Genomic DNA, 12,278 nt, shown 5'->3' with positions numbered 1-12,278 from the left:
AAGACAAAGCCTTGGCTAGGTTTACTTTACTTGAATAAGTTCCCCCTTTTTTGTTCCCAATTTTGGATAAAGTGTTCTAATTGCTGGTATCTGTCGATGACCGATCGCCCTTCATGGTCGGTTATCGATAGGTCCAGTTTTGGGTGGTTTTTGAACAGATATTGCATTAAATCACGGTTTCGGCAACTTTCGTAATAAGACGATACTTCTGTAAACTCGTGCAAGGGGTACTTGCCTTGATGAGGAGTATTAATGTCTTGTCTTGCTACCTCCAATAAATATTTGAGCGTTGTAATTTCTCTTACATACAACAAACAGCCGTCCAATTTTGCGCCTTTCTGGATTAAAAAATGAAGAATTTCAGGATGATCAATATAGTGTTGTACTACATTCCGTTTCCAAACCGGATGAATTTTATCAGGGTTGCCTCCATATGCTTGTAACAATTCCTCAAATCGATCAAAGTGTATCTGGCCATCTGCCCAGAACCATTGAAGTTCAAAGATTTTATCCCCACTATTGGTTAGGAAACCATGCTCTACCTCCCCTGGTTTCAAGCATCGAAGTAAGGAATCAAAAGACGCATAAGAAGTGCGATTAAACCCTTGACCATCTCCATAATTAGCGAAATACACCCAGTTGTAATCTTCTTCGCCTAAATAAAGCATAAAATCGCCCCTCACACAGCGCGCTATGACCAAGAGTTTATTCAAATCAATGGCATACTTATCGGCCTCATCTTCTTTTATCAATTCGTTTAGCCAATTATAGGCATCATATCGGTAGGCAAACAGAATATCCTGTACGCTAGAGAAACGTTCAATCCAGGTATGTTCCCACTCATCATCAGAACGCTCATTGTTGAGATGGTTTGGCCATACTACCCCTCCATTGTGTTCGAGCAAAAATTGGCGGTAATCTGAGGGAAAGTGGAGCTGTAGTTCCTGCTCAACTCGGGAAATAAATTCAGGTGAGGCAGGTGGCTCGTCGGGGAAGAATTCTAGTGGCATAAATAGGTATGATTTCTCATTGAACATCTTGCAGTAAAGAACTTTTCGAAAGTCTAAAACTTTCGAAAAGAGGCTCTAATGTTGTACTTAAATTCCAAATTTAAGCTGCCTTTTCGAAAGTTTTATACTTTCGAAAAGGTCAAATGTGCACCATTTTGTAAGTTAAAACACAATTCATATTGCCTACTTTATCCAGGTCCCGGTCTAAAGGCAATCTTTAAAAGCAAAATCATTTCACCATTTTCCCCAGTTGCTCCAACACCCCTTCAAACCCAAATCCACTCCACACCCTCTCCCACTTCGCTTTGATCTCCGCCGTACACAAATTCCCAATACTCCCCTCATGCGTGTGATTCAAAGTCCGATCCGGATTAAAGGTCCCATTTTCAATGTCCATGCCCACCTGGCGGTACGCATCGCGGAAAGGCACTCCTTCCAGGGCCAGTTTATTGACCACTTCTACGGAATAAAGGTACTTGTATTTGTCATCATCCAGGATGTTGGTTTTGGGTTGCATTTGGGGTAGCGCAAAACACAACATCGCCAAACAACTTTTTGCTGACTCAATAGCCGGGAAAATAACCTCTTTCAGCAACTGAAAATCGCGGTGATAACCACTCGGCAGGTTGCTGGTCAACAGGCTCACCTGCTGGGGCAAAGCGGACAATTGGGTGCATTTGGCCCGCAATAATTCGAATACGTCGGGGTTCTTCTTGTGGGGCATGATGCTTGAACCAGTGGTCAATTCGTCGGGGTAACTCAAAAAGGCAAAATTCTGATTGAGGTACAAGACCATGTCCATCGACAATTTATTCAGCGTATGGCCCAAGCCGGAAAGGGCAAAAGCGAGGAACAACTCCGTTTTTCCCCGCCCCATTTGGGCATGCACCACATTGTAGTTCAGATCAGCAAAACCCAATAATGCTGTGGTCATCCGCCGATTCAGCGGGAAAGAAGAGCCATAACCCGCTGCCGAACCCAGTGGGTTTTGATTGATGATTTGATAGGCGCTTTGAAACTGCCGCAAATCATCCACCAGGGACTCAGCATAAGCCCCCAACCAAAGGCCAAAGGAAGATACCATTGCCACCTGCAAGTGGGTATAACCGGGCAGCAGCACGTCTTTGTGCTTTTCAGAAAGGCTTTGTAAAATCTCAAACAGTTCGCCTATTTGGGTGCTCAGTGCCTCAATCTCAGCCCGCAAAAACAGACGTAGATCCACCAAAACCTGGTCATTGCGCGAACGACCACTGTGGATTTTTTTGCCCATATCGCCCAGGCGGCGCGTGAGCAACATTTCCACTTGGGAATGAACGTCCTCTACCCCGTCCTCAATGACAAAATTACCGGCCACCGCTTCATGATAAAGCTCCTTCAGGGCTGCCGCCAGCGCTTCATATTCTGCTGCTTCCAACAAACCAATGCTACACAGCATCTCGATGTGTGCCAGAGAGCCCAGAATGTCGTAAGGGGCCAGGTATAAGTCCATTTCCCGATCCCGACCTACAGTAAAGGTTTCTACTTCCGACCAGGCGGAGATGGATTTTTGCCAAAGTTTCATAGTATTCCTTCAATCAGTTGAATATAGCAATCAATTCCTGCCCGAATTTCACTCAAACGAATGTATTCGTCAGCAGTATGTGAACGAGCCGAGTCACCTGGGCCAATTTTTAAGGATGGAAAAGGCATCAAAGCCTGATCTGAGAGAGTGGGTGAACCAAAGTAGGGCAAACCCAACTGGAGTCCACTTTGTACCAAGGGGTGCTCCAAAGCAATACCGGATGAATTGAGCCGAAAGGAACGCGCTTTCAAAGTTGATTGGACCTTGCTTTGCAAAAAGTCAAACACCTCCTCATTGCGGTAACACTCGTTGGTGCGAACATCGATTACAAAGCGACAAGAATCGGGTACCACGTTGTGTTGTTTACCGGCTTCGATTTGGGTAACACTCATTTTTACTTTGCCTAGAAGGGGTGAAACCCGGTCCAGCTCAAGGTTGCGAATGAGCTGGATATCTTCGAGGGCAATGTAGATGGCATTCACCCCCTCTTCCCGGGCAGCATGACCAGCAACACCCCGCGCTTCGCCATCAATGACCATCAGTCCTTTTTCAGCAATAGCCATGCGCATTTGGGTGGGTTCACCCACGATAGCAAAGTCAATTTGGCCCAATTCGGGTAACAGTGCAGCGATGCCATTGGCACCAGAGATTTCCTCTTCTGCCGTAGCCGCCATAATCAGGTTGACCGGCAAATCACTGCGTTCATAAAAATGGGTAAAAGTTGCCAGCAATGAGGCCAATGGCCCACCCGCGTCATTGCTTCCCAGGCCATACAGAATATCATCTTCTTCCACTCCAGGGTGAAAAGGGTCGCGTTGCCAGCCAGTAGCTGGTTTTACGGTATCAATGTGGGAATTGAGCAAAAGGACCGGTTTCCCCTCTTGCCAATGGCGGTTTTTCGCCCAAAGGTTGTTCAAGTGGCGCTGAAAGGGGATGTTTTTTGCAGCAAAAAAAGCAGCAACACGCTCGGCAGCAGGTGCTTCTTCCCGCGAAAAGGAAGGTGTAGCAATCAGGTTTTTCAACAAATCAATGGCCGAGTCTGCTAAATTCATGAAGCAAAATTTTCGCCGCAAAGATAAGCAGAGTTGCTACTTTTTATGCTTTAATGCTCCACACTATTTAATGGTGGCTATTTCAAAACGTAGTTTACTATGATCAAACCAGTATCGTAAGGTTGTACACTTTCCAGTTTGTACTGTACCCGATGTTGCACATTGGTAAACAAGGGTTTACCTTGCCCCAAAACGATGGGGTGTACTGCCAACGCCAATTCGTCCACCAGTCCCTCATTCATCAAGGAACCTGCCAGGTCGGCGCCACCAAAGAGCCAAATGTCTTTACCTGGTGCGGCTTTGATGGCCTTTACGTGTTCGCTGACCTTGTCTTTGATCAAGGTGACGTTTTCTGCCGCTTCGGTCATGGTAGTTGAGAACACATAATGTTCGTGTTCTTTGCCAAAAGCTTGGCCCATTTTCAGCGCCAGTTCGTACGATTTTCGTCCATATAGTACCGTGTCGATACGCGCCATAAAAGCACTCATCCCGTAATCCTGATCGGCAAAACACCAATCAAATTCGCCATTGGGGCCTTCAATAAAGCCATCGAGGCTGACTGCGCAGTTGTATACTACTTTCCGCATGTTTGGATGATTTTTTGGTACAAAACATTAAGCTGTAAAACCATCAGACAGTTCCTTCAACATTAAAGTTGCACAAAAAATCAATTCGCATAAATGATGGTACCTCCACCTTGTACTACTGATTCCGGGCCACAAATGATCACTTCTTTTACACCTTGAGCCAGAGCATCGAAAGCATTGTCGAGCTTGGGCAACATTCCAGCGTATACAACGCCCTCCTCCTTGTAGCGGGCATAATCCGCGGCATTGATGCGTGGGATGACCGAGTTGTCATCGTCCGCATTGCTCAAAACTCCATTTTTATCCAAACACAAATACAGTTTTACGTCGTAAAGTTTCGACATGGCCGTAGCCAAACTGGATGCGATGGTATCGGCATTGGTGTTGAGCAATTGGCCTTGCCCGTTGTGGGTGATGGCACAAAAAACCGGGATGAATTCAGCGCTCAACAAACGATGAATGGCTTGGGCATTCACCTCATCCAGATCCCCCACAAAACCATAATCAATTTCTTTAACTGGCCTTTGATGTGCCAGAATCACATTGCCATCTGCACCGCTCAAGCCAATGGCGTTGCCGCCTATCGATTGCAGCAAAGCGACAATCTGCTTGTTAAAAAGGCCAGCATAAACCATAGTAGCCACTTCCAAGGCAGCTGCATCGGTAATCCGCCGGCCATTGACCATTTGTACCGGAATGCCCAGTTTTTCACTGAGCTCGGAGGCTTTTTTGCCTCCGCCGTGTACGATGATTTTTTGTCCTTCTTTTTGTAAAAATGCCTCCAGGATAGGTTGCAAGAGGGCTAGATCGTCAATGACTTTGCCGCCAACTTTTAGGATGTGTAAGTTCATCGTGCTTGGGTATTGAATTTGGCTGTGAGCACGAAGATAGTGTTTTATAGTGGGCAGGGAAAAAATTGTAGGGGCAAGCCTATGTGCTTGCCCCTACGGTTGAAGTAAGGGCAGCCACACAGGGCCGCCCCAACAAATCTACATCTTATTGATACGAATCAACTCTGGTGCCTGACCACTCCGCAATACACGGATGAGGTAAAGTCCAGAAGGTAGTTTCTTCAGATCCAATTCACCTTCAGTTGTACCTGCATCAAACTTCTCCCGGTTGATGACTCCGCCGTTGAGGTTAAGTACCTCTACGGAAATGCCGGACTCATCCACTTGCTTAGGATTGTTGAAAATCAGTCGCACCCGATCGTTGGTTGGGTTTGGATAAGCATCTGTGGTAGGCACTGCTCCAAATCCTTTACAATCGTTAACGTTGAAGGTTGCACCACTCAGTTCAACAAAACCACAGTATTTACCACCACCCATCTTCAATTGCAGCATCACCTCAAAGAGGGTTGCGTAATTGTTGAGGTTTACCTCGGTTGGGTTAACGATTACTGGGTGGATACGGTAGGTTCCCACCTGAGTTACTTTAAATTCAGGTTTATCACTGATCGCTTTGATGTTCGTTTTGTCCCCATCCGTAAGCACATAGTACAATTTCAGCGGTGCGTCTACCATGTTCATGGAGATTACGTCCGCCTTGATGGTAATGCCACCAGGTACAAAACAAGCCATTGGTTGAGGATCCAAACGACCAGCCATCATCATGCCACAATCGGTACAAAGTTTAATGTCCAGCATAAAGCCTACATCAATCAGGTTACACTTGAAGATCGTGATTTCTTCCACGATGTCATCAATAGTAGATTGACCGAGCGAAATCAGCTTGAGCGGATCAAAATCCTTTGGATTGTAGATCAGGTGGTAAACGGTGTACTTGCCGATTTTGCAGAGCAGGAAGTCAGGCTTATCGTATACCACGTTGATGATCTTGCTATTTGGAGCAGTAACCAGGTAGAGAATCTTCCAACCTTGTGGAATTACTGGTGCCTTTTTCCATTCCAGTTTAATGTAAGCACAAGCTCCTTGTTGGATACAAGGTACATTCACATAAGGTTTGAACTCACCCGTTTTAGCGGTACAGCATGGACCAGTAATGAAGCGAACCCCTATTTCATCCAGACTAAAGCAAATTTGTGGGTTATTGCTGAGTTGAGTTTTCAGCCCGGCAATAGTGGTCACACCCAACTGGATGGTATTTGGATTGAAGGTACTCGGATCGTACACCAGCGTATGGATCGTCCAGTTTTTGAGGCTATTGACCACAAAGTTTGGCGTAGTGTTAATTTGCTCAATCACTTTATTGTTGCCGCTGGCACTAGCTAGCAGGTATCTCACCTGATAGTTTCCAGGAACAACAGGAGCAACATTTGTAGTTGCCTGTAAAGTAGCAGGCAAAGTAGATTTACAAGTATCTCCAACCGGCTTCAGTGTACCTGCAAATGCGAAGCAAATGAATTGACAATTAGAAATTTCAAATGCTACACCACCATCCAGTGCGGCACAAACATTGCTCGTTATCTGATTAGAGATGAAGCTCAGTGTTGCACCACTTGGGAAGCTCAAATTCAAGGTTCCTGGCAGGAAAACCAAGACATGAATCCGGTATACCCCTGACTGAGTGATCGTGAAAGACGGTGTAGTTTTGATTTCCTTGATTACCAAAGTATTGCCACTGGTCAAAATGTAGCGAACCACATAACCAGCAGGAACAGTTGGCTGCTGAGTAACCGTTGCGGTGAATGTTCCGGTACCGTTGATCAAACAAGGTTCTCCTACCACTGTCAACTTACCCGGAGCAACAACGCAAGGTTCTTTACAAGCAGGAACCTCAAAGAGTGCTCCACCCGTCTCAACACTCGCGCAAATACCCCCACCGCCTTCAATGAACTGTGCCCGCAAGCTATTCACCGTGGTTACACCCAATTGGATGCTGGCCAGAGAGAAGGTAGCTGGGTTGAACACAAATACATGGATTCGGTAAGTTCCAGTTTCCGCAACGCTGAAGCTTGGGTTGGTACCAAAGTCAACGATCACTTTGTTGGCACCTTTGCTCAACAAGTAGCGGATACCATAGCCAGCAGGTACTGTACTTGCAGTGAGGGAACTAGCCGAAAGTAGTACTTCGCCATTTTTCGGCAAACAAACTTCACTGTTCGGCTTGAGTTTGCCAGCATCTGCTGGGCAAGTACAAGGTGCGATTTTGAAGCTTGCTCCAATCAAATCCAATGCACCACAAAGGGCTCCTCCTCCCTGAATAAATTTGGCATTGAGCTGTGCAACGGTAGTAGTGCCCAAAACAATGGAATTCACATTGAAGGTGCTCGGGTCGTATACAAGGGTAAGTACCCGGTAATTACCCGTTTGATTGATTCCGAATTTAGGTTGAAGTTCAATTTGGCGGATAACGTTATCCGGCGTAACCAACAAGTAGCGACGAGCATATCCAGACGGGATCACCGAAGCACCGTTAGCAGGGTGTTTTGCACTGATCCAGGCATAACCTACCGACAAACATTCTTCTAATTCAGGTACCAGTGTTCCAGCGTTGGCTTCACAAAGTGGTGTACATTCTTTAACCGTGAAACAAACTCCAGTCATGTCCACATGACCGCAGATGCTTCCACCCGTCAACCAATAGTTCAGCTGGGCCAGAGTGGTTACCCCTTTGATGATGTTGTTTGGATTGAAGGTCAATGCGCGGAATACAAAGACGTGTACGCAGTAGGTACCAGGTTTTTTCACCCAGAAGCACAAGTCTTCTACCACATCTACAATGATACCTTTGTCATTAACCATGGCGTAACAAACTGTGAATCCACTTGGTGTAGCAGGTGGGGTTACCACGTTTACACAAATTTTGACGGAGTCAATCAAACATGGAATGGTGCCCACGCCTACCTTTCCGGCATTTACATTACAAGTGGTGGTACATGCTACCACATTGAAACAAACTCCATTCACATCTATTGTAGCACAGTATTCCTGTAGCCAAAGTTTAAGTTGTGCAATGGTGGTATTGTTTTCAATGATTCGCCCAACGTTGAAAGAAGCAGTTGGGAAAATAAAGGTATGCATGCAATAAGTTCCGGTATTGCGTACCACTGCACTTGGCTGTTCAGTCACATCGATGATGACGCCATTGGCATTGGTGATTGCATAACAGATGGTATAGCCAGTAGGAACAATTGCAGGGGTACTAAAGTCTGCAATCAAAGTAGAAATACCACCTGCTGGCAAACAAACTGGCACCCGAGGTACAAGTTTACCTACAAAAACATCACAGGTTGGCGTACACAATTGAACGTTGAAGCAGATACCCGTCAGATCAATAGCCGAGCACAGGTCTTTCAGCCACAAATTAAGTTGAGCCAGTGTTGTGCTGTTTTCAATGATCCGGCCCAGGTTGAACTGGTTGGTCGGGAACACAAAGGTGTGCATGCAGTAGGTACCTGGAGTACGTACAACCACGGATGGGTTTTCAGTCACATCCACAATCACACCACTTGCATTTACGATTGCATAACAAACCGTATAACCACTTGGTACAATCGGCGCTGTTACTACTTGTGCGGAAAGGGTTACCGTTCCACCTGCAATCAAGCAGTTAGGAACGTTTACCTTTAATTTACCTGCCGTAACGGTACAAGTGTTGCAATAGCCTACGTTGAAATAGGCGCCATTGAGATCAAGCGCAGCACAAACCGTTCCACCACCTTGAATCAGCAGTTCATTGAGTTCGCTCAACTTAGTGGTGTTCAAATAAACGGTGAAGTTGAGGGTATTCGGATGATACACCAGGGTATGAATCCGGTATTTACCCGTCGTAGTTACAGTAAAGTCAGGCGTACTGCCTACTTTGATAATGACCTTGTTGTCTCCAGTAGTCAACAAATATCGAACAACATAGCCACTTGGTGCATTGGGCTGGGTACCTACAGTGGCCAAAAGGCGAGTGCTGTTCCAGTTGTCAATACATGGCGCACCAGTTGGGTTCAACGTACCCGCAGTGACACCACAAGTTTGTTGGCAATTGCTGACTACAAAATACGCTCCAACCGGGTCAACCGCTGCACAAATGGTTCCTCCATCCTGGATGAAGGTTTGTTTCACCGTTTTGAGCATGGTCACTCCATTTTGGATGACCGCAGCTGGATTCCAGGTATTGGGGTTGTACACCAAAGCATGGATGCGGTAATTGCCTGTATTTCCGACAGTAAAGTCGGGGCTATTGCCTACCAGCAAAATGGTCATGTTGTCGCCATACGTCAACACATACTTCACAATATAACCTGAAGGAACCACTGGAGCGCGATCGGTTTCACCTTGCAAACGAGCGCCGTTAGCAGCGGTGAGACATACCTGAGCTTTTACCTTCAAGGTGCCAGCTTCCACATCACAGCCTTCGCAAGGTTTCACTACGAATACTGCGCCGTTTTCATCCAGGCTCGCACAAGTTGGTACAATGCCGCGTACCAACAAGACTTTCAGATCTTCAATGGTTGTAGAATTGAGCACAATCTGGCTCAAATTGAAAGTGCTTGGATTGAAAACCAACGCATGGATGCGCCAGGTACCAGTAGTATGTACAACAAAGTCTGGCTTATCGCCGATGTCAGTAATTACTTTATTGGCACCAAACGTGACCAAATAGCGCAATTGGTAGCCAGTTGGGATTACAGGAGCAATGTCCGTTGCAGCGCGCAAACGAGCATCCCACCAATTGTCCAAACATGGGCCATTGGCTGGTTTTACCGTACCAGAATAAGCGGTACAATTGGTGCAATTGACTACGTCAAAAGCAACACCTCCATCCAGTGCGCCACAAATTTGTCCACCACCTTGAATCAATTGACTGGTGATGGCGGAAGCTCTAGTGGTTCCAAAAATCACACCCGACAAATTGAGGGTAGCAGGATTGTACACAAATGCATGAATCCGGTAGCGACCAGTTGTTGCTACATTGAAATCAGCAGTGGAAGAGATATTTTGGATAACCAGATTGTCGGTACTGGTCAGTACGTAACGAAGTAAAAATCCTTCGGGAACCGATGGAGCAGTAAGAGTGGTTGCCCGAATGCGAGCGGTACCACCAGCAGGCAAACAAGCCTGATCCAACACCTTCAAAGTGCCAGCTGCTGCTGCACAAGTAGGAGCACAAGTTGCTACATCAAACTGCAGACCACTCAATTGGATTGAACCACAAATGGCACCTCCACCTTCAACGAGGCGATCGCGGATACCCTGTGCAGTGGTAACGCCAGCTTGAATGTCGTTGATGTTAAAGGTACTTGGGTTGTACACAAAAGCGTGGATGCGGTAACGACCAGCAGTAGTAACCGTAAAGTCGGCTACCTCTTTCACCTGACGTACCACCAACACATCACCTTGAGTAAGGATGTAACGCAAGTTGTAACCAGCAGGTACAATCGACGCCACATTTACATTGGCCCGAATACGTGCTGAACCTGCGTTCAAACAAGGTGCATCGATAGCAACTAAAGTCCCAGCCTTAGCGGAACAAACACAAGCGGTCACATCAAACTGAGCACCCGTCAAATCCAGGGCGCCACACAACTGGCCACCACCTTGAATCAACAGTTTGTTGATGTCGGTAGCTTTGGTCAGGCCAAATATTACAGTGCTCAAATCCAGATCGGCTGGATTGTAAATGAGCGTATGAATGCGGAATGTTCCTGTTTTGGTCACATTAAACGTTGGGTTTTGATTAACGTTTTCAATGACCAAGTTCGGTCCGTAGGTCAATACATACCGACGCTGATAGCCCGCAGGAACAACTGCCGCTACATCAACTAGGGCAGTCAATTTTGCCGGAGTGATGTTGTCGTAACAAACCTGAATTTCTGGTTTGAGTTTACCCGCAGTTGGCTCACATGGACAAGCTGTAACGTCAAAAGTAGCACCAAACAAGTCCAGCGCAGCACAAATCAGGCCGCCTCCTTGCACCAGCTTGCTGTTGATTGCAGAAGCTTTGGTTGTTCCAAATATTACCCCACTCAAGTCAAGAGTGGAAGGATTGTATACAAGGGTATGGATGCGGTAACGGCCAGTTTGAGCAACATTAAATTGCGCACTCGTGTTGATCTGCATGATGGTGAGGTCTTCACCACGGGTCAGCACGTAACGTACGATGTAGCCATCAGGCACTACCGTTGCTACAACCCGGTTTGCAGTCAGTTGTACAGAACCGCTATTGATACATGGTTGGCTTGCAGCAACCAATGCACCCGGATTAGCCGCACAAGGACAAATGCTTACATTGAATTTGGCACCCACAACGTCCAAAGCACCACATATTTTGCCCCCACCCTGTACGAGTAGTTTCAAAATATCGGCCGCTTTGTATTCTCCGGGATCAAATATGCCTAGATTGAGCTTGGCAGGGTCATAAACTAAAGTGTGAATCGTAAAAATTCCTGCCTTGCGTACGATGAAATCTGGAGTAGCTGCCAGTTGTTCCAGCACCAGATCAGCTCCACTCGTCAGTACATAAATAATTTTGTAGTTCGATGGTACAGGGAAAGTAGGCGCTGTTACACTCAGCGCTTGTAAACGAGCAGTTCCATTGTCCAGGCAGTTTTGGGCCAGGATGCGTAGTGACCCTGCTGTAACGCCACAGGTATCACATTCATTAAAGGCAAATTGAGCACCAATGGTGTCAATTCCTGCGCAAAGGAGCGACGTGCTGGCAGCAAATCGACGCGCCAACTGCGGCACCTTGTAGTCTTTTGGTGGGAAAAGGGTATCTGGGTTGAGCTTGGTTGGGTCATACACGAGTGTGTGTATCCCATACAGCCCTTCCGCCTTCACTTTGAACAGTGGGCTTGAATTTTTAGCAAGCACACGCTGTCCACTTCCTTTGGAAAGTAGATAGGTTCGAGCAAAACCTTGTGGTACTACTGAGGCCTCAATCTGTTTTGCTTCTATCAGGGCGGAGTCCTTGTTCAAACACACTTTTAAATCTCCCAATTTTCCGACTTTGGTCGTACAAGTGATTAGATTTGTCTGCTGTGCAAACGCAGGAATCCCCATTAAGAAAAACAGAATAGGCATCAAGTTTTTCAGTGGCCGCAGGTGGCCTGGAAAGAGGTACTTAATGGGTATCATAATTAATCGTTTTCGGTTAAATTGCGGAAAACCAA

At 46.4% G+C, this 12,278-nt stretch carries 6 protein-coding genes; all 6 read right to left on the bottom strand.

Annotated elements, in window-relative coordinates:
• Nucleotides 1-26: 26 nt before the first annotated feature.
• Nucleotides 27-1,010: an SMI1/KNR4 family protein gene (locus ACO08K_RS19540; RefSeq protein ID WP_421798102.1), complete on the bottom strand. Its 984-nt coding sequence runs from the start codon at nucleotides 1,008-1,010 to the stop codon at nucleotides 27-29.
• 229 nt (nucleotides 1,011-1,239) lie between these two features.
• A complete protein-coding gene (argH, locus tag ACO08K_RS19535) occupies nucleotides 1,240-2,571 on the bottom strand; it encodes an argininosuccinate lyase (RefSeq protein WP_421798101.1) in 1,332 nt (443 codons plus the stop codon).
• Nucleotides 2,568-3,623, bottom strand: a complete 1,056-nt coding sequence (locus ACO08K_RS19530) for a M20 family metallo-hydrolase (RefSeq protein WP_421798100.1) — start codon at nucleotides 3,621-3,623, stop codon at nucleotides 2,568-2,570. Before ACO08K_RS19530 ends, argH begins: the two co-directional genes overlap by 4 nt.
• Before the next feature lie 77 nt (nucleotides 3,624-3,700).
• Nucleotides 3,701-4,210 (bottom strand): dihydrofolate reductase family protein, encoded by a 510-nt coding sequence (locus ACO08K_RS19525; RefSeq protein WP_421798099.1) that lies wholly within the window; start codon nucleotides 4,208-4,210, stop codon nucleotides 3,701-3,703.
• A gap of 80 nt (nucleotides 4,211-4,290) precedes the next feature.
• A complete protein-coding gene (argB, locus tag ACO08K_RS19520) occupies nucleotides 4,291-5,061 on the bottom strand; it encodes an acetylglutamate kinase (protein WP_421798098.1) in 771 nt (256 codons plus the stop codon).
• A gap of 138 nt (nucleotides 5,062-5,199) precedes the next feature.
• Nucleotides 5,200-12,243, bottom strand: a complete 7,044-nt coding sequence (locus tag ACO08K_RS19515; RefSeq protein WP_421798097.1) for a T9SS type A sorting domain-containing protein — start codon at nucleotides 12,241-12,243, stop codon at nucleotides 5,200-5,202.
• Between the last annotated feature and the right edge of the window lie 35 nt (nucleotides 12,244-12,278).

Source organism: Haliscomenobacter sp., assembly GCF_965225875.1.
In the GTDB taxonomy this organism is placed as follows: domain Bacteria; phylum Bacteroidota; class Bacteroidia; order Chitinophagales; family Saprospiraceae; genus Haliscomenobacter.
This window is presented reverse-complemented; position numbering and strand designations above follow the sequence as displayed.

Coding starts and splice junctions, on each gene's coding strand:
- ACO08K_RS19540 (WP_421798102.1), bottom strand. CDS start 1,010: ATGCCACTAGAATTCTTCCCCGACGAGCCACCTGCCTCACCTGAATTT.
- argH (WP_421798101.1), bottom strand. CDS start 2,571: ATGAAACTTTGGCAAAAATCCATCTCCGCCTGGTCGGAAGTAGAAACC.
- ACO08K_RS19530 (WP_421798100.1), bottom strand. CDS start 3,623: ATGAATTTAGCAGACTCGGCCATTGATTTGTTGAAAAACCTGATTGCT.
- ACO08K_RS19525 (WP_421798099.1), bottom strand. CDS start 4,210: ATGCGGAAAGTAGTATACAACTGCGCAGTCAGCCTCGATGGCTTTATT.
- argB (WP_421798098.1), bottom strand. CDS start 5,061: ATGAACTTACACATCCTAAAAGTTGGCGGCAAAGTCATTGACGATCTA.
- ACO08K_RS19515 (WP_421798097.1), bottom strand. CDS start 12,243: ATGATACCCATTAAGTACCTCTTTCCAGGCCACCTGCGGCCACTGAAA.